Here is an 18077-nt window from a genome sequence, read left to right on the forward strand (position 1 = left end):
ATGGCCGATTCCGGCGCGTTATGACGATTAATTATTGTCTGGTTGGCTGGATGATTTCTATCTTGGGTGATTCAGACGAGTATGCGCTCGATTCCCCCATTGACCGCCCGCTCCACATAATCCTTCATCCAGTTCTCACCTAACACGTGCCTTGCGATCTCGACCACGATGTAGTCGGCGTCGAGTTTGTCGACATCCTCCCGGTAGCGCTGCAGGCCCTGCAGGCAGGAAGGGCAGGAGGTCAGTACCTTGACCGGGCCATCGAAGCCGTCGGCTCTTACGCTGGCCGCGTCGGCCTTCAATTCGGCCTCCTTGCGGAATCGGACCTGGGTGGCGATGTCCGGGCGGGCGATGGCGAGGGTGCCGGACTCGCCGCAGCAGCGCTCGGATTTGGCGATCCGGCTGCCGTCGGCGGTGGCGATCAGGGCGTTGACGGTCTTGAGGGGGTCCTGCTGCTTCATCGGGCTGTGGCAGGGATCGTGGTACAGGTAGCGGACGCCGTTCACGCCTTCGAGTTTCACGCCTTTCTCCAGCAGGTATTCATGGATGTCGAGCACCCGGCTGCCGGGGAAGATGCGGTCGAATTCGTAGGAGGCGAGCTGATCGAGGCAGGTGCCGCAGCTCACGACCACGGTCTTGATATCGAGATAGTTGAGGGTGTTGGCGACGCGGTGGAACAGCACCCGGTTGTCGGTGGTGATCTTCTCTGCCTTGTCGAACTGGCCGGCGGCGCGCTGCGGGAAGCCGCAGCACAGGTAGCCGGGCGGCAGCACGGTCTGCACCCCGATCTCGTACAGCATGGCCTGGGTGGCGAGGCCGACCTGCGAGAACAGCCGTTCCGAGCCGCAGCCGGGGAAATAGAACACGGCTTCGGAATCCACGGCGGTCTTGCGCGGGTCGCGGATCACCGGCACCACCTGGTTGTCCTCGATGTCGAGCAGGGCCCGAGCGGTCTTGCTGGGCAACTGGCCCGGCATCTTCTTGTTGATGAAATGGATCACCTGTTCGGTGACCTTCGGTTTGCCCAGTGAGGCCGGCGGCCGGCGGGTCTGGGCCTGGCCCCAGGGTCTGAGCAGCAGATGGCCCAAGCGCTGGCCGCGGTAGCCCCATTCGATCAGGGTGGAGCGCAAGGCCTTGATGGCGTTGGGGCGGGTGACGTTGAGGAAGGCCAGGGCCGCGGTCTTGGCCGGATTGAAGCTCTGCTTGCCCATCTTGCGCAGCAGGTTGCGCATGTTCATCGACACCTGGCCGAAATCGATGTCGACCGGGCAGGGGTTGTAGCACTTGTGGCAGACGGTGCAGTGGTCGGCCACGTCCTCGAATTCCTTCCAGTGGGTGATGGAGACGCCGCGGCGGGTCTGCTCCTCGTACAGAAAAGCCTCGATCAGGAGCGAGGTGGCGAGGATCTTGTTGCGCGGCGAATACGGCAGGTTGGCCTGCGGCACGTGGGTGGAGCAGACCGGCTTGCATTTGCCGCAGCGCAGGCAGTCCTTCACGGAATCGGCGATGGCGCCGATGTCGCTCTGCTGCATGATGAGCGACTCGAAACCCATGAGGCTGAACGAGGGCGTGTAGGCGGCGCGGAGACCCGCCCCGGGCATCAGCTTGCCCTGGTTGAAGCGGCCCTCGGGGTCGACCTGGGCCTTGTAGGCGTGGAACGGCGCCACTTCCTCTTCGGTGAGGAATTCGTATTTGGTGATGCCGATGCCGTGCTCGCCGGAGATCACCCCGCCGAGCGAGCGCGCCAGCGCCATGATGCGGACGACGGCGGCGTTGGCCTCTTGCAGCATCTCGTAATGGTCCGAATTGACCGGCAGATTGGTGTGGACGTTGCCGTCCCCGGCGTGCATGTGCAGGGCGACGAAGACCCGGCCGCGCAGGACGGCCTTGTGCACCGCCTCGATCCGCTCGACGATGGGGCGGAAGCTATCGCCCTCGAAGATGCTCTTGAGGCGCGGCAACAGTTCCTTTTTCCACGAGACGCGCACCGAGTGGTCCTGGAGCCGGTGGAACAGGGTAGGCCGCTCGGTGCGGTTGGTCAGCGCGCCGGCCTCGATGCCGAGTTCGGCAAACCGGGCTTCGGCCTGCTCCAGCGGCAGATCCAGGTGATCCAGCAGCCATTGCCAGCGTTCGCGCACCGCTGCCACGGCATCCAGCGCCAGCGCTCGACGGTCGCCGATCAGCTCTGTCTTGTTGATCCCGTCCTCATAAGCACGCAAGGGCAGTTCGCCGCCAAGGCATTCCGCCAGCGCATCGCACAGCTTGAGCTTGTTGCGCAAGGACAATTCGATGTTGATGCGCTCGATGCCGTCGCAGTAGTCACCCATGCGCGCCAGCGGGATCACCACGTCCTCGTTGATCTTGAAGGCGTTGGTGTGCTTGGCGATCGCCGCGGTGCGGGCGCGGTCCAGCCAGAATTTGCGGCGGGCCTCCGGGCTGACGGCGATGAAACCCTCCGCGCTCCGTGCATTGCACAGCCGTACCACTTGCGAGGCGGCCCGGGCTACCGCGTCGTCATCGTCGCCGACGATGTCGCCGAGCAGTACCATCTTCGGGCGGCCGTGGCGGCGGGCCTTGGTGGCGTAGCCCACGGCCTTGACGTAGCGCTCGTCCAGATGCTCCAGTCCGGCCAGCATGACCCGGGCGCCGCCGGACTTGGAGAGGCTTCCGAGATAGTCCTGGATTTCGACGATGGCCGGTACGGCTTCCCGTACCTGGCCGAAGAATTCGAGGCAGAAGGTGCGGGTGTACGGCGGCATCTCGTGCAGGATCCAGCGCGCGGAGGTGATGATGCCATCGCACCCCTCTTTCTGGATGCCGGGCAGGCCGCCGAGGAACTTGTCGGTCACGTCCTTGCCCAGGCCGGTCTTGCGGAAGCGGTGGCCGGGAAGGGTGAGGATTTCCTCCTCGAGGAGTCTGTGGCCGTCGGCGTCATGGCGTCTGAGCCGGAATTTCACCTCGTCCTGGTCATGGATCCTGCCGAGGTTATGGTTCAGCCGCTCGACCTCCAGCCAGTTGCCGTCCGGGGTGACCATGCGCCAAGAGGCCAGGTTGTCCAGCGCCGTGCCCCACAGCACCGCCTTCTTGCCGCCGGCGTTCATGGCGATGTTGCCGCCGATGCAGGATGCGTCCGCCGAAGTCGGGTCGCAGGCGAACACCAGTCCGGCCTGTTCCGCCGCATCCATCACCCGCCGCGTCACGACCCCGGCGCCGGTGAAGATCGTGGCGCAAGGCCGGTCCACGCCGGGCAGGAGGGTTTCGCGCTCCACCGCGCTCAGCTCCAGCAGTTTCTCGGTGTTGATGACCGCGGACAGCGGCGTCAGCGGCACCGCGCCGCCGGTGTAGCCCGTGCCGCCACCGCGGGGGATGATGGTCAGGCCCAGCTCGATGCAGTCGCGCACCAGATGTCCGACTTCCTGTTCGCTGCAAGGGTAGAGCACGACGAACGGATATTCGACGCGCCAGTCGGTCGCGTCGGTGACGTGGGTGACGCGGGCATAGCCGTCGAAGCAGATGTTGTCCTTGCGGGTGTGGCGAGACAGCAGGGTCAGCGCCCGGCGGCGCAATTCCCGGGTGTGCTCGAAGCAGGCCTCGAAGGCATCCACCGCTTGGTGCGCCGCCTGGAGCAGCAGCGCGACCTTGGCGGCCCGTTCCGACCGGCCGACTTCGATCCCGGCGCGGCGCTGCTCCATCTGGCGCAGGCGATGGCGCAGCGCCTCCAGCAGCGCCCGGCGGCGGCCTTCGTTGTCGAGCAGGTCGTCTTCCAGATAGGGATTGCGCTGCACCGCCCAGATGTCACCGAGCACCTCGTACAGCATACGCGCCGAGCGGCCGGTAACGCGCTCGGTGCGCAGGTCTTCCAGCACCTGCCACATGTCCTCGCCGAGCAGACGGATGACGATCTCGCGGTCGGAGAAAGAAGTGTAGTTGTAGGGAATCTCGCGCAGGCGGGGGCCTGGGTCTGTGTTGTGGGGAAAGGAGTCCGGGGCAGCGGCCATGCCTGGGTTCTCGTCAAAGCGGTGAAACCCCGATTCTATCGCGCAGGCCGGGCCGGAAATACGGCGTGGCGTGCAACAATGAGGATCGGTTTGCGAACCTGGTCAGGCGGATGGCGCCATCCCGCCTAGACAGAGGTATTTGAGTTCCAGGTATTCGTCCATGCCATGGTGCGAACCTTCCCGGCCGATGCCGGACTGCTTGACGCCGCCGAAGGGTGCGACGTCATAGGAGAGCATGCCGGTGTTGATGCCGACCATGCCGTATTCCAGTGCTTCGCCGACGCGGAAGGCTCGGGCCAGGTCGCGGGTGTAGAAATAGGCGGCGAGTCCATACTCGGTGGCGTTGGCGATTGCGAGGGCCTCTTCCTCGGAACCGAAGCGCAGCAATGGCGCCACCGGCCCGAAAGTTTCCTCGCGCGTGCACAGCATCTCTGGCGTGACATCGACGAGCACCGTGGGCTGGAAAAACCGTCCGCCCAGGGGGTGCCGTCCGCCGCCCGCCAGCACCCGGGCGCCTCTGTCCAGGGCGTCGGCGATATGTCGCTCCACCTTGGCCAGTGCCTGCTCGTCGATGAGCGGTCCTTGGACGACGCCCTCGTCCAGGCCGTTGCCGACCTCGAGCCTGCGCACCTTGGCCGCGAGGCGTTCGGCGAAGGCGTCGTAGATCGAATCCTGGATCAGGAAGCGGTTGGTGCAGACGCAGGTCTGGCCGGTGTTGCGGTACTTCGACAGCAAGGCGCCCTCGACCGCGGCATCCAGATCGGCGTCCTCGAACACGATGAAGGGCGCGTTGCCGCCCAGCTCCAGCGAGATTTTCTTCACCGTCGCGGCGCATTGCGCCATCAAGAGGCGTCCGACCTCGGTCGAGCCAGTGAAGGAGAGTTTGCGGATCAAGGGATTGGAAGTCAGTTCGCCGCCGATCGCTTCCGGATCGCCGGTCACGACGTTGATCACGCCGGGCGGAAAGCCCGCCTGCACCGCTAGGTCGGCCAGGGCGAGGGCGGTCAGCGGCGTCTGCTCGGCGGGTTTCACCACTACGGTGCAACCGGCGGCCAGGGCCGGCGCGATCTTGCGGGTGATCATCGCGGCCGGGAAATTCCAGGGCGTGATGGCTGCGCATACACCGATGGGCTGGCGGATGACCAGCAGCCGCTTGTCCGGGACGGGGGAGGGGATGGTTTCGCCGTAGGCGCGTCCAGCCTCCTCCGCGAACCATTCGACGAAGCCGGCGGCGTAGCCGATCTCGTTGCGGGCCTCGGTCAGTGGCTTGCCCTGCTCGGCGGTGAGGATGCGAGCGAGGTCTTCGGTATGGCTCAGGATCAGCTCGTACCAGCGGCGCAAGACCGCGGCGCGCTCCTTGGCGGTCTTGCCGCGCCAGCCGGTCCAGGCGTGTTCCGCGGCGGCGATCGCCCGCATGGTCTCGGCGGCGCCCATGGCAGGGACATCGGCCAGAACCCGGCCGGTGGCCGGATCGGTCACGGAAAAAGTCTTTGAGTGGTCGGCGTCGACCCATTGGCCGTCGATCAGGCACCGGGTACGCAGCAGGCCGGGCTGGTCGAGTCGGAGTTCATGGCTCATTGGTGGCTCCCCAAGCGAAAAGGACATGCGCGGCATTTCGCACATTTTCGGCGCGGTAGTACCATGATGCACCATGAGACCGCAGGAGTCTTGATCGCTTCCACCGAAAATCGAAACAGGAGAATCGTACATGAATCCCCCCATGAATGGCCCGGAAAGGGCGGTGTTCCGGTTGAAGCTCGCCGCGGCGATGTTGCTGATGTTCGGATGGGGCAGCGGCCAGGCGGAACCCGAACCGGCGGCGCCGCAGACCTTTTCACCGGACACGGCTTCGATTTCGCCGGCGGTGAAGCAAAAGGTCCTCGAGCACATGAAACAGACCAACCTCGAACGTCTGAAGGGCTGGCCGGGAATCATCTTCTACTGTCCGGTGGAGGAAGCAGAAAATCCGGCGGTCAGGGCCATCTGCACCGCCGTGAACGCCGATGTCGGCAACCTGATGGCCGAACACAAGGTTCCATTCCAGATCGCCAAGAGCTCGTTCGACCGGCATTTCCTGCCGCACATGTCGGGACAGCTGCTGCTCGTCGTCGACCTGGCGGCGACGCCGGCCGGCGAGCAGCCCGCGGCGATTTCGGCCGAAGTCCAGGGACTGGCACACTACGCTCATGCGGTGAACTGGTCGTCCGAGCTCTATCCCGAGTCCGGCGGCAAGGAGAAGAGCCCGCTGGAAGTGCCTCAGCACGTCGATGCGCTGCTGTGGGAGAGCAACTTCATTTTCGCTACCGCCGGTGATCAGTCCACCTTGGTGGAACAATCGAAGGCTGCGATCGAAGAAAGGGTCAGGAATTTTCTCGCTGAGTTCGACCGGATCAACCACAAGCGCTGAATCGGGACTCCGCCAGCGGAAGAGCAAAATCAAATGTCAGAACGATACGATATCGCCATCGTGGGCGGTGGAATGGTGGGCGCGACGCTGGCCTGCGCGCTGGAAGGAACCGGCCTGCGCGTTGCCGTGATCGAAGGGGCGCCGCCGCCCGCCTTCTCCCCCGAGCAGCCGCACGACCTGCGGGTCTCCGCGGTCAGCATCGCTTCGGTCAGCATCCTCGACTCGGTCGGCGCCTGGGCCGGTGTCGTTTCCCGCCGCTGCTGTCCGTTCCGGCGGATGCGGGTGTGGGAAGACCGCGGCGACGTGCTGTTTTCGAGCGAGGACATCCACGAGGAAGTGCTCGGCTACATCGTCGAAAACCGGGTGCTCCAGCTCGCGCTGATCGACCGGTTCCCGGCATTGTCATGCGTCGATTTCCTCTGTCCGGCCAAAACCCGCAAGATCGATTATGGCTCGCAGGGTTCGCGCATCGGGCTGGAGGACGGTCGCACGATCGAAGCGCGGCTGCTGGTGGCGGCGGATGGTGGCCAATCCCAGGCACGTCAAGCCTGCGGCATGGGGGTCAGCAGTTGGGACTACGAGCATCATGCCCTGGTGCTCACCGTCGAAACCGCCTATCCGCAGCAGGACCTCACCTGGCAGCGTTTCACCCCGCACGGACCCCAGGCCTTCCTGCCGCTCGATGGACCCAACGCATCGCTGGTGTGGTACGAAGCGCCGGAACGGGTGAAATGGCTGCTCTCCCTCCCCGACGAAGCCCTGCTGAGCGAGCTGGGCCGGGAGTTCCCTGTCGAACTGGGCGAGATCAGGAGCATCGTCAGCCGCGGCTCCTTCCCGCTCCGACGTCAGCACGCCTTGCGCTATTACAAGGAAGGCGCGGTCCTGGTGGGCGACGCCGCCCACATGATCCATCCGCTGGCGGGGCAGGGCGTCAACATCGGGCTGCTCGATGCGGCCGCCCTGGCCGAAGTGCTCGCCAAGGCCAGGTGTGCCGGCCGCGACATCGGCTCCAGTGCGGTGCTGCGCGAATACGAAAGCATGCGCCGCAACAGCAACCTGCTGATGATGACCGCCATGGATTTCTTCTACCGCGCCTTCGGCAACGCCAACGTCCCGCTGCGCTTCGTCCGCAATCTCGGCCTCGGCCTCGCCGAACGTATCACTCCCGCCAAGAAGCTGGTGATGAGGTATGCGATGGGATTGGACGGGAGTCTGCCCAAATTGGCGAGGGGCGAGAGCCTGGGAGGCTGAAAACGCAGGGGGTTTGGTATACCCCCCGCATATTCCATGGTCCTGTGGATACGTCGCAGCAATCTACTGGAGGGATCTGATGGGAGAAAGGTGCAGTTTCTCAGGCGATGTCAAGAATGGGGTGGCGGTCTTGGGGTTTTCGCTATTGCTCGGTTGTGCCGAACAGGCACAGAAATCCGAAATCGACATACAGGCGGCCAACGCCTTGAAAGAGCGCGAAACCCGGGTATTTCTCAGCTCACATCCTTGCCCGGCCACTGGAAAGATATCGGAGAACGGAGTATGTGACGGCTTTACCATCGGGATGGTCGTGCCGGAGCGATGTGGCGGGAAAATGAAGGCTTCCAACCTGTATTGGCAAAACGAGGAGCTCGCCAGAGAGGCGGAACTGGAAGAAAAAGCGAACTGCGGCAGACCTACTGCGGACGAAGAAGAGGATGCATTGATAAGAACTCAGATGCGTAGAACGCTCGATCAGAGTATCTATAATTCGATGCCCCGTTGAGGCTGACTTACACGGCCAGCCTCGACCACGCTTCGCCGTGATCGGACCTGCGTGGTATGGGCTCCAGGCAGGAACCCGCCGGCAGGATAACGAGGGTTCCGTTCATTCGGGATGGGACGCCGATCAATTACGGCAGGTCTTGATTTTGCCGTCGGGGCTATATGCCACCGATGCGCCGCTGGCGAACTGCACATATTCGACGCCATCGATACATTGCATGGTGTGTCCCGTGACCGCCGTGTTGATTCTTTCTCCGACGGCGCACGCCGATAAGACGCTCGTTGCCACCATGAGTATCATCCGCATCATGAGGTTGCTCTCCTGAAGTAAATAACCGATAAATGAATAGCAGTATTACGGCCTCGGTATCCCGGTGTCAACTCCTCGATATCGTCCTCGGGTGATATTCGCCGTGATACGGAAGATGAATGCCCGCCAGGAATATGCCGGCCGAGTGGGTACGAGGCAGTCCGATCCGAGGTATTCGAATCATCGGCCAGTTCGATGTTTCCTTCCCTGGACGGTTCATGGGGTTACCCCGATCACCAAAGCCTTATTCGGCAGCTCCCCGAACATTTCCGGCGCATACATGGCCTCGACGCGCGTCGGTGGCAGTTCAAAGCTGCCTGGGTTGTTGTAGCGCACGGTATATTCGATGTTCCATTTTCCCTTTGGCACATAGTCGTAATACGCGCGATAGGCGTCGAAGCGGCGCTCCTCGTAGATGGGCCAGGTCCAGCCGGTCTGGCGTTCGCCGCGGGTCAGCAGGGCGGAGTCGCGTCCCAGGCCGCCGCCGAGGATGCTGGCGCCGGCGGGAATGGGGTCGTCCACCACCACCCAGCTCATGTCGGACTGGGCGTCGAGTTCCAGCGTGACGCGTGCCACGTCGCCCCGGTTCCAGGCGCCGGGCTGCTTCCGTTCGACCGGGGTGACCGTTCGTTTGATCGAGAAACCGGTGAACAGTGGCTCTTTCAGGGGGATCGCGGCGCGGCTCTGGACGATGGCCCAGGGTTTGCCCGTGCCCTGATGGCGCACCTCCAGCGTGCCGGGGCCGTCGGGCCAGGGCAGGTTCAGGGCGCTGCGCCGGGTTTCCTCGGTCCATTGCATGCCTTTTTTCACTGCGCCGAGATTCGCCTCGGTGTAGCCGGTGACCGGCACCGATTCGAATGCCTCGCTGAACCTCTCCATCGCCAGCCGGCCCCAGGCGTTTGCCGTCGTGGTGTTCCAGCGGCCCTTGGTCTGGCGGCCCAACGCGCCGGTCACCAGCCGGGGAATGTCTTCGCGCCAGCCCGGCAGTTCCATCACGCCCAGGACGGCCCGCACCGCATTGAGGTCGGGCGAGATCATCAACCACCAGAGGGCATCGTTTTTCTCGCTGGAGAAGTTCAGGGTAGTGCCCTGGAAGTTGAGGCGGGCACGGAGAGTTTGTTCCGCTTCCTTCAGCTTGGCGCTGCGATCGGGGATGGCTTCGACCCGCTGCAACACCGACAGCCAGTCCAATACCGCCGAGGTGGGCCAGAGCCTGGGCTCGATGCGGATGCTGTCCAGCAGCTCCGGCGTCGCTTCTTCATAGCGGGCCAGGGCCTCGACGGCCGCCAGCTTGCGAATGGAGAGATCGGCGGTGGGCAGGGCGGAGTCGCGTAGCACACGGCCCTCGACGAAGCCTTTCAACGCCTCCTTGGCCCGGCCCAGGGCATTCTCGGGCAGTTCCCAGCCGGCTTCCTGCGCGATCGCCAGGACATAGGCGGTCAGCACGTCGCTGCCGTGGATGTCGTCACCCGGGAAATAGCGGAACAGGCCGTCGGCATCCTGGTAGGCGGGCAGGTCGGCGACGATCTCGTTCCATAGGCGCTCGTCGCGCAGCGCGACGGCCTTGGAAACCTTCTGCTCCAGGCAGGAGTAGGGGTAGTGCGTCATGTATTCGATCACCCCGCCGAGGCCATCGCCGAGTCGGGCGCGCAGCGAGACGCGCACGCCGCCGCGGCCCGGCACGGCGTCCTCGGGCCTTTGCACCGCGAGCGAGAGCGGCTTGTCGATGCGGGTCAGCGTCGCCTGGAACACCCGGACGGGCACGGCGGGCTGCACCTGCTGCGAGGTTTTCAGCCGGTCGGTGGCGGCCCCGCCGTCTTCCGCGGCGGCGATTTCCCAATCCAGCCCGGCGACGTCGACCGGGACGTCGACTTCCCAGGAGAAATCGCCCGCCGTGCCGGCCTCGAGTTCGAAGGGCCGGGGCGGAAGGTCCTGGCCCGCCGCCGCGCCTTTCGGCGTCAATCGGGCGCTGAGCCGGCCCGCGATCTTGCGGTCGGTGGCGTTGCGCACGTTGAAGATGGCGTGGAAGCGGTCGCCTTCGCGGACCATCGGCGGCAGGCCGGAATAGAGCATCAGGTCCTGGGTGGTGCGGATCGAGGTCTTGCCGGTGCCGAACAGGCCGCTGCCCGCGTTGGCGATGGCCACCAGCCGGAAGGCGGTGAGCGAGTCGTTGAGCGGCACCTCGATCTCGGCTTCGCCCCTGGTGTCCAGCGCCACCCGGCCTTTCCACAGCAGCAGGGTGTCGAACAGCTCGCGCGCCGCCTGGCGGCCGCCGCCGCCGCCATGCGGCACGGCCTTGCGGCCATAGTGGCGCTTGCCGACGACCTGCATCTGCGCGGTGGAGGTGAGCACCTCGATGCCGCGCCGGCCCATCATCTTGTCCAGCAGGTTCCAGCTTTCGTTGGGCTTGATCTCGAGCAGCCCCTCGTCGACGGCCGCCAGGGCGATCTCGGCGTCGGCCGGCGCGCCGCCCGTGGCCCGCTGCACCGTCACCTTCACCTTGGCGGTTTCCCGGACCTTGTAGGTGTCCCGGTCGGCCTGCACTTTCACATCGAGCCGGTTGGGTGCCCAGCCCACGTCGATCTGGGCGAGCCCCATGCGGTAGGCGGGCTTGCTCAGGTCGATCATCGTCGTGGCCTTGCCGCCGTCTGGCTGCCACGGCAGCCTGAACTTTCGGGCCATGTCCGCGATCCAGGTCTGCACCGGCCCCACCCGACCCCGCACGGCCAGCACGGAGACGAACACGTTGGGCGCGTAGGCTTCCTTGATGGGCACTTCGACCACCGGAGAGCGGCCGGACAGCGGGGTGATGAAGCTGTCGACGATGCCTTCCCGTTCGATCGTCACCAGAGCCGTGGCTTCGCGGAACGGCATGCGCACCTGCAAGCGGGCCTTGTCGCCCAGCTCGTAGGCGCGCTTCTCGGCAATCACGTCCATGCGGTCGCTGGGGCCGTTCTCGAACCACCATTCGTCCTCACTGGCGACCCAGATCGAAGCCGTGCCCAGCGCCTGGTTGCCGGTGCCGTCGTCGGCCGTGGCCTGGAGCAGGATTTCGCCGGATACGCCGGGAGCGAGGACGCAGAGGAGGAGGCCCTGATCGTTGGTCTTGCCTTTGCACTGGCTGCCGAGGCGTTTGACTTCGGTCTTGTCGTCATAGGCGTAAAAGCCGCCGATCAGGCGCTTGCGGTGAGAGTAAGTGGTGCGCGAGTACAGGTCGACCCGGACCTCTTTGCCGACGGCGGGTTTCCCGGTCAGATCCAGCGCCAGTACCTGGAACCGCACTTGGTCTCTGGTTGCCACCCAGCCATCGGTCTTGATTCCCAGGCTGAGGCCGGCCGGCCACAGTGGGATACGGCGGGCCACGGTCAACAGTTCGCCGTTGGCATCCTGGTATTCGAGTTCGGCCACCAGGTCCTGCGGCGTGTGCTGGCGCGGCAGGTTGGGAACCGTCACCCGCGCCGCGCCGCCCTTGTCCAGCGACAGCGGCAGCACCTGGGCGGGACCGCTCGCCCCGGGGGGTTTCTCGGCTTCCTCGCTGTAGCCGCTGTCGCGCAGTCCTTCCTCGATGGCCTGCACCTCGAAATCGAAATCCGGATAACCGGGGAATGACACCGCGCGCGGCTCGACCAGGGTGCGGACTTTGACCGGCGCATTGGCCGCGCCGCCGCCGGAAAGATAGCTGACGTGAAGGTCGAGTGTGGCTTCCCTGGCGTTGATCAGCGCATCGGACTGCGGCTGGATGTCGGCGCGCATGGTAGGCACTCGGAACTGCTCGACGCGGAATTCGGCCGAGGTGGCGGATTCGCTGCCGTCGGCATAGACGAATACGATTTCGTAACCGCCGAGCTTGGCTTCGGCCGGAATCGCCCAGGTATTTTCTGCGATTCCGCGCGCGTCGAACTCGGCCGGCAGTTCGTATTCCTGGCCGCTGCCGGTGTGGCGGACCTTTATTTTCGCGGGTCGGGTATCCGGCAGGCCGAAGCCGTTGGACGTGCGCAGGCGCTGGAAGTGCTTCATGGACACGGTCTCTCCGGCTCGGAACAGGCTTCGGTCCAGCACCGAGTGGACGATTTCCGGGTTGCCGTAGAAGCCCACCGCCAGGCCGAAGTTCTGCGGCGAAATGCCATTGGTCCAGCTGCTCAAGGTGAAGCTCATGTCGTCCTCGGTCCGGGCGCTCACCATGAGGGGGCCGTCGCCCCAGTCGCAGCTCTCGCCGGAATCCGAGGGATTGGGCAGGGCCGGGCCCTGGATGAGCGCCACGCCGTTGGCATCCGTCCGGCCCTGCCACAACGTTTCGTCCTTGCAGTAGCGGCTGATGCGGACATCGGCGTTCGGCACCGGCCGGGCCGAATCCAGGGTCGTCACCCAGACCAGCGAGGATTCCCGGCCCCATTTGAAGTGTACCGACAGATTGGTGACCAGCGCCGAGGTCGCCACGTAGCGGGGCCTTTCCTCCCCCAATAAAGCGGCGCCGAGCCGTGGGCTGGCCAGTTCGACCACGTAAAAGCCCGCGTTTTCCAAGGGAATGCCGAGCACCTCGAACTCTTTCTGGGCTTCGGCACGCGGCAGCTCGAAAGTTTCCGCCGGAGTATCGGCGAACACCGATTCGGTACCGGTGAGTTCCTTCCATTCGGTGCCGCCGTCGGGCAACTGGACCGATTCGCCCCGGCGTTCGGCGGCCTTCTTCACCTTGCGCATCCAGGCGGCGATGTCCTGGTCGCTCAACGCCACCCGCTTCATCTTGCCGGGGATGGCCGGGCCGCCCGAGGCCAGTCGTTGGCCGGTCATGGGGTTCTCGATGTGGCGCACGGTGACGGGCAGGACGCCGCCCTCCTTCAGCTCCAGAATGCCGAACTCGCCGGGAAATTTGGCCAAAGGAGGATATTCGTCGGTCTTGACTTCCAGCGGATAACGGCTGGCGTTTTCCAGCGGACGTCCGGCATCGTCGACGAACCCCGGGGGCAGTTCGATGCGGAGCGTGGACTTTTCCGGGAAGGGGCCTTTCCAGCTCAGTTCCTCGACGAAAGGTTTGCGGCCCGGGTCGAGTCCGTCAGCCGGATAGACCTTGCCGGCGGCATCGACCAGGCGCACGGCCGCGGCCTGGTCGGCGGGCACGGGCGCGCCGAAGCGCAGGGACATCGGCAGGAGCGGAATGCAGTCCGCCTCGGCATTGATCCGCTCGCAACCGAAGCGGGCGGTGAAGCTCGGGCGGGACTTGAAGCTCAGTTCCTGGTCTTCGGTCGTCGCGACGCCGCTGGGCGCGGCGATGTCCCTGCCCCAGAAGATGCTGACCTTCGTCTCCGGCGGGATGGCCCGACGGCATTGCACCAGCACCAGCCGTGCTTCGCCGGCCTTGATTTCCTCCGGTTCCAGCGAGTCGAAATCGGCGTCCGGCCAGAGCAGGTCGGTGTAGCCCCAGCCCAGTTTCCGGCGCTGGGCCAACACTGCATCCCGTCGCTCGCCGGTCAGGACGTCGACGCCGATCGCCTCTTCCATGCCCTCGATCCGGCAGCGCGCATGGGCGGTGACGCTTTCCGGCGTGGCCGGAGCGGCGGCGGCCAGCAGGAAGACCTGGTTTTCATCGACGTTCTCGCTGCCTTCGCTGGGATAGGAACCCATCACCACCGGACCGCCGGTGTCGAAGCGGTATTCCCTGGCGAGATCGACCGGCGCGCCGCTCAATGCCTTCAACTGCGCCTTCGGTCGGAATCGGCAGGAAAGGCCGGCGGGCAGGTCGGCTTCGAAGTCGTAGACCCAGGTGCGGGGTTCGGCCCAGCGTCCGCGCCCCCGGACCGGGCAATCCACCGTGAACGGGTCGGCGAGCCGGGGATCGCCGAACGCAACCATCGGTTCGGAGAATCGCGCCGTCACCTGGCGCACGTCCTTGGCCGTTCCCTCGGGCGAAAACAGCTCCAGCCGCGCGGCACCGGCCGCCTGAATCCAGCACAACGTCACGACCCAGAACACTGCGCGCATGCTCATCACGTTTCCTCGTCACGGATCAGGGCGACCGGGGACCGGTCGGAGCGGGTTATCGGATGTATCGTTCCAAAGGCCGCAATGGTCTCATCCCTGGAGGATGAGTTGAAGCTCCCCGTTGTCCCGCAGGTGCTTGACCAAGTCATGGCCACCCAGCTCGCGTTCGGTGATACGGACATTGCCGAACGGCGCGAGATTTCTAGCATGGACGACGTCCAGGCCATCCAGCGATGAGACGAAGATGTCGATCCGGTTGTCGCCGGTGGCCATTTCCAAGACCCGTCGGAGGTCGAAGAACTTGGGCTTGAACAGTGCTGCGCCGTAGGTCCGGAGTATCCTGGAGCGCCACCGCCCGTCTCCCGATGCCCTTCTCTTGGACGGGGAGATGAAGGTCTGGGGCGAAAAACTGACGACCCTGCCGCGGCCGATCAGCGTGGAAAACAGGATCGCGGCGTACCCCCCCATGGAATTCCCGATGAAGACGACTTCCTCCGCCGGCGATTTATCGATGATGCGTTCGATGTAGCGGACGGTTTCGGGGATGTTCGAGCTGATGCCGGGCAGGCCGGCGTGGTACCAGGTCTGCGACAGATCGCGGAAGAACACCCGGCTTTCGTTCAGAATCCGAGCGCTCTCGTAGAACTCGAAGGGAGGGATGCCCAGGGCGCCTCGCATTCCTCCGAAAATCAGGTACAGCTTGCGTGAGCCCGGGATCAACTCTTCCAGAACGGGTGAGGCATTGGTATCCATGGATCGGCGGTCGGGAAAGGAAGGTTCGAGGATCACTTCCGTTGGGCGTTACTGGCATCGGAGTCCCATTATCCCCGAGACGCCGTTGAAAGATAAACGAGAACCGGCCAAGACCACCGCCGTTCCGGAGCAGGGGAATCCCGGCGAAAGCTTCCATGGTCCCGCCTCCCTCATGCCGCCGAGCCGGAAACGCGCCTCGAGCCGCCTCGGGGAGCTGCCGCGGGACGTCGGCTTTGAGGTCTATTTCCTTTACGGTTTGTGATACCCTATCGAAATTTTATACGATGCTTCACTTCGACGATGAAAGCACGAATCAAGTGGGTCGATCACATGGCATTTCTCGGCGAGTCCGGTAGCGGCCATGCCGTGCTGATGGACACGGCGCCAGAGAGCGGAGGCCGTAACCTGGGAGTGCGTCCGATGGAGATGCTGTTGCTGGGGATGGGCGGCTGCACGGCTTTCGACGTCGTCCATATCCTGAAGAAGGGGCGGCACGACGTGCGCGATTGCGAAGTCCAGCTCGAAGCCGAACGGGCCGAGACCGATCCAAAGGTCTTCACGCGGATTCATGCCCATTTCGTGGTCAAGGGGAAGGGCCTGAGGGAAGAGGTGGTGAAGCGGGCGATCGAGCTATCGGCGGAAAAATACTGCTCGGCGTCGATCATGCTGGGCAAGACGGCGGAAATCACCCACGATTACGAGATCGCCGACGGATAGGCTGGCAAAGCATCGCGGCGAATTTTCGGCGGGCGCAAGCGCCCGTTAATTTTTTGTGGCAGATATTCCTGGCGGGGTCATATCGGAAATTGATGGACAACAAGCTGCAATTACACGGGTTCAACAACCTGACCAAATCGCTGAGCTTCAACATCTACGACATTTGCTATGCAAAGTCGGAAGCCGGCCAGCGCCGCTACATCGAGTACATCGACGAGGCCTACAGCGCCAAGCGTCTGACTCAGATACTCACCGATGTCAACGCCATCATCGGCGCGGAGATCCTGAACATCGCGCGCCAGGATTACGAGCCGCAGGGTGCCAGCGTGACGATGCTGATCTCGGAAGGGCACGAGGCTCCGGCGGCCATCACCAATTCCGAGTCGCCCGGCCCGATGCCGGAGGCCGTGGTGGCGCATCTGAACAAGAGCCACATCACGGTGCACACTTATCCGGAGAGCCACCCGCATGCCGGTATCAGCACCTTCCGCGCCGACATCGACGTCTCCACCTGCGGTCGCATCTCGCCGCTGAAGGCGCTGAACTACCTGATCCACAGCTTCGAATCGGACATCGTGATCATGGATTACCGGGTGCGCGGCTTCACCCGTGACATCAGCGGCCAGAAGCATTACATCGACCATGACATCACCTCGATCCAGAACTATATCTCCGATGCCACGGCGGACCGCTATCAGATGATCGACGTGAACGTTTATCAGGAAAAGATCTTTCACACCAAGATGATCCTGAAGGACTTCAATCTCGACAACTACCTGTTCGAGACCGACAAGGACCAGCTGGTGCCGGAGGAACGCGCCCACGTGCAGAAGCAGCTTCAGCGGGAGATGGCGGAAATCTTCTACGGCCGCAATTACAAGCTGCGGCGCTGAGGTCGGCCAGGAAAGGCTTGCCGGGAACCGGCGCCGCGGCGCCGGTTTTTCGTCTTCCAGCGGATCAGACGCGCTGGAGCCGCGCCAGCAGCTGGACCGGGTGGATCACCGGAATGTCGGCCCGGCCCTGCAAGCCGGCGCGCAGATGAAGGGCGCAGCCGATGTTGGAAGTCACCAGGTAATCCGGGGACTGCGCCAAGATGGCGTCCACCGTTTCGGTGCGGATGGCTTCGGCCATGCGACGGTGCTCGATCATGTAGCTCCCGGCGGCGCCACAGCAACGCCCTTTGACGGGTAGGGTCTTCACTTCCGCGCCGGGAATCCGGCGCAACAGTGTTTCCACGCTGCTTTCCGTCTTGCAGACGTTGCGCAGCGAGCAGGGATGATGGACCAAAATCCTGGCCTCCAGCGGCGCAAGATCCCAGCGTTCCTCGGGGATGCGATCGGCCAGGAAGCGGCTGACGTCCTGTACCTTCGAAGAAAGGGTTTCCGCCGCCCGGGTTTCGGAATGGCAGCGGTATTCCAACAGGGTCGCACTGCAGCCGCTGGCGAAGCCGATCACCGCATCCAGCGGCCGTTCCCCGAAGACTTCGATGTTGCGGGACATCAGCGCATGTGCGGTTGCCGCGTCGCCGGCATGAAGGTCCATGGCCCCGCAACAGACCTGGTTTCGCGGTACGCTGAGGCCAACCCCCAGTCGTGGCAACAGTCCGAGTATCGCCGTCACCGTGGCCGCATCGGCCACCGCTGCCGTGCAGCCCAGGAACAGTCCGGCATGGGCGAGAGGGTTCCCGGCGGCCGGATGGTCGCCGTACCAGCTTTCCGGGTTTCCCGAGGGCGGGAGGGATTTCCAGGCAGCGCCGCCCGGCAGGCGACCCGCCACATCCAACATCCGCCGTCCCAGGCTCGCCAACGTGGGATGGCGCAGTCCTTTCCGTACCGCCGACGACAGGGCGCGGGCGGCCAAAGGCTTACGCCGCTGCCCCGTCTCGGCGCGGAACCGGTCCACGAGCCGGCTGTAGGGAACCTTGGCCGGGCAGACGGCTTCGCAATTCCGGCACAGCAGGCAGTCGTCCAGTGGGCCGCGCAAGGCCGCTGTCAAAGACAGCCGGCCCGTGGCCCAGCCCTGGATCAGGGCGATACGGCCGCGGGGGGATTCGTTCTCGTCGGCCGTCTGCCGATAGGTGGGACAATGCGGAGAGCAAAGGCCGCATTTGACGCACAGGTCGGCGTCAGCCAGGAGCGATTCCAGTGCCGGGTTCACGGCT

12 protein-coding genes are annotated in these 18077 nt (G+C 64.5%); 6 read left to right on the forward strand and 6 right to left on the reverse strand.

Annotation, left to right across the window (positions count from 1 at the left end; translation table 11 throughout):
• Positions 1-71: 71 nt before the first annotated feature.
• Both ACSHWJ_RS00190 and ACSHWJ_RS00195 read right to left on the reverse strand, forming a co-directional pair.
• The gene (locus ACSHWJ_RS00190) at positions 72-3998 is read right to left on the reverse strand and encodes a DUF3683 domain-containing protein (RefSeq protein WP_432539117.1); all 3927 of its coding nucleotides are present in this window, start codon (positions 3996-3998) and stop codon (positions 72-74) included.
• Between the two features lie 102 nt (positions 3999-4100).
• Complete coding sequence (locus ACSHWJ_RS00195) at positions 4101-5576, reverse strand: NAD-dependent succinate-semialdehyde dehydrogenase (protein WP_282213331.1); 1476 nt, start codon at positions 5574-5576, stop codon at positions 4101-4103.
• A 130-nt stretch (positions 5577-5706) separates the two neighbouring features.
• Between ACSHWJ_RS00195 and ACSHWJ_RS00200 the strand changes: the two genes are divergently transcribed.
• From ACSHWJ_RS00200 to ACSHWJ_RS00210, 3 genes are all read left to right on the forward strand, one after another.
• A complete protein-coding gene (locus ACSHWJ_RS00200) occupies positions 5707-6405 on the forward strand; it encodes a hypothetical protein (protein ID WP_432539118.1) in 699 nt (232 codons plus the stop codon).
• Positions 6406-6438: 33 nt separating this feature from the next.
• On the forward strand, positions 6439-7656 hold the full coding sequence (locus tag ACSHWJ_RS00205; protein ID WP_432539119.1) for a UbiH/UbiF/VisC/COQ6 family ubiquinone biosynthesis hydroxylase: 1218 nt from the start codon (positions 6439-6441) through the stop codon (positions 7654-7656).
• A 79-nt stretch (positions 7657-7735) separates the two neighbouring features.
• Complete coding sequence (locus ACSHWJ_RS00210; RefSeq protein WP_218800195.1) at positions 7736-8161, forward strand: hypothetical protein; 426 nt, start codon at positions 7736-7738, stop codon at positions 8159-8161.
• 123 nt (positions 8162-8284) lie between these two features.
• Here the strand turns inward: ACSHWJ_RS00210 and ACSHWJ_RS00215 are convergent, their stop codons facing one another.
• The 3 genes from ACSHWJ_RS00215 to ACSHWJ_RS00225 form a co-directional block, all read right to left on the reverse strand.
• On the reverse strand, positions 8285-8470 hold the full coding sequence (locus ACSHWJ_RS00215; RefSeq protein ID WP_432539120.1) for a hypothetical protein: 186 nt from the start codon (positions 8468-8470) through the stop codon (positions 8285-8287).
• A gap of 216 nt (positions 8471-8686) precedes the next feature.
• Positions 8687-14452 (reverse strand): alpha-2-macroglobulin family protein, encoded by a 5766-nt coding sequence (locus ACSHWJ_RS00220; protein ID WP_432539121.1) that lies wholly within the window; start codon positions 14450-14452, stop codon positions 8687-8689.
• Between the two features lie 84 nt (positions 14453-14536).
• On the reverse strand, positions 14537-15199 hold the full coding sequence (locus tag ACSHWJ_RS00225) for a hypothetical protein (protein ID WP_228370152.1): 663 nt from the start codon (positions 15197-15199) through the stop codon (positions 14537-14539).
• 85 nt (positions 15200-15284) lie between these two features.
• On the opposite strand from ACSHWJ_RS00225, the gene ACSHWJ_RS00230 reads away from it, so the two are divergent.
• From ACSHWJ_RS00230 to speD, 3 genes are all read left to right on the forward strand, one after another.
• On the forward strand, positions 15285-15461 hold the full coding sequence (locus tag ACSHWJ_RS00230) for a hypothetical protein (protein ID WP_432539122.1): 177 nt from the start codon (positions 15285-15287) through the stop codon (positions 15459-15461).
• Positions 15462-15499: 38 nt separating this feature from the next.
• Positions 15500-15916, forward strand: a complete 417-nt coding sequence (locus tag ACSHWJ_RS00235) for an OsmC family protein (RefSeq protein ID WP_010961004.1) — start codon at positions 15500-15502, stop codon at positions 15914-15916.
• A gap of 92 nt (positions 15917-16008) precedes the next feature.
• Complete coding sequence (speD, locus tag ACSHWJ_RS00240; RefSeq protein ID WP_026045934.1) at positions 16009-16809, forward strand: adenosylmethionine decarboxylase; 801 nt, start codon at positions 16009-16011, stop codon at positions 16807-16809.
• A 64-nt stretch (positions 16810-16873) separates the two neighbouring features.
• On the opposite strand, the gene ACSHWJ_RS00245 is transcribed toward speD, so the two are convergent.
• The gene (locus ACSHWJ_RS00245; RefSeq protein ID WP_218797847.1) at positions 16874-18073 is read right to left on the reverse strand and encodes a (Fe-S)-binding protein; all 1200 of its coding nucleotides are present in this window, start codon (positions 18071-18073) and stop codon (positions 16874-16876) included.
• Between the last annotated feature and the right edge of the window lie 4 nt (positions 18074-18077).

Origin of the sequence: Methylococcus sp. S1M (genome assembly GCF_051295855.1) — a bacterium.
Taxonomy (GTDB): domain Bacteria; phylum Pseudomonadota; class Gammaproteobacteria; order Methylococcales; family Methylococcaceae; genus Methylococcus; species Methylococcus capsulatus.

Bases quoted from the DNA above. Each gene is read 5' to 3' on its own strand.
- ACSHWJ_RS00190 (WP_432539117.1), bottom strand. From the start codon at position 3,998: ATGGCCGCTGCCCCGGACTCCTTTCCCCACAACACAGACCCAGGCCCC.
- ACSHWJ_RS00195 (WP_282213331.1), bottom strand. From the start codon at position 5,576: ATGAGCCATGAACTCCGACTCGACCAGCCCGGCCTGCTGCGTACCCGG.
- ACSHWJ_RS00200 (WP_432539118.1), top strand. From the start codon at position 5,707: ATGAATCCCCCCATGAATGGCCCGGAAAGGGCGGTGTTCCGGTTGAAG.
- ACSHWJ_RS00205 (WP_432539119.1), top strand. From the start codon at position 6,439: ATGTCAGAACGATACGATATCGCCATCGTGGGCGGTGGAATGGTGGGC.
- ACSHWJ_RS00210 (WP_218800195.1), top strand. From the start codon at position 7,736: ATGGGAGAAAGGTGCAGTTTCTCAGGCGATGTCAAGAATGGGGTGGCG.
- ACSHWJ_RS00215 (WP_432539120.1), bottom strand. From the start codon at position 8,470: ATGATGCGGATGATACTCATGGTGGCAACGAGCGTCTTATCGGCGTGC.
- ACSHWJ_RS00220 (WP_432539121.1), bottom strand. From the start codon at position 14,452: ATGAGCATGCGCGCAGTGTTCTGGGTCGTGACGTTGTGCTGGATTCAG.
- ACSHWJ_RS00225 (WP_228370152.1), bottom strand. From the start codon at position 15,199: ATGGATACCAATGCCTCACCCGTTCTGGAAGAGTTGATCCCGGGCTCA.
- ACSHWJ_RS00235 (WP_010961004.1), top strand. From the start codon at position 15,500: ATGAAAGCACGAATCAAGTGGGTCGATCACATGGCATTTCTCGGCGAG.
- speD (WP_026045934.1), top strand. From the start codon at position 16,009: ATGGACAACAAGCTGCAATTACACGGGTTCAACAACCTGACCAAATCG.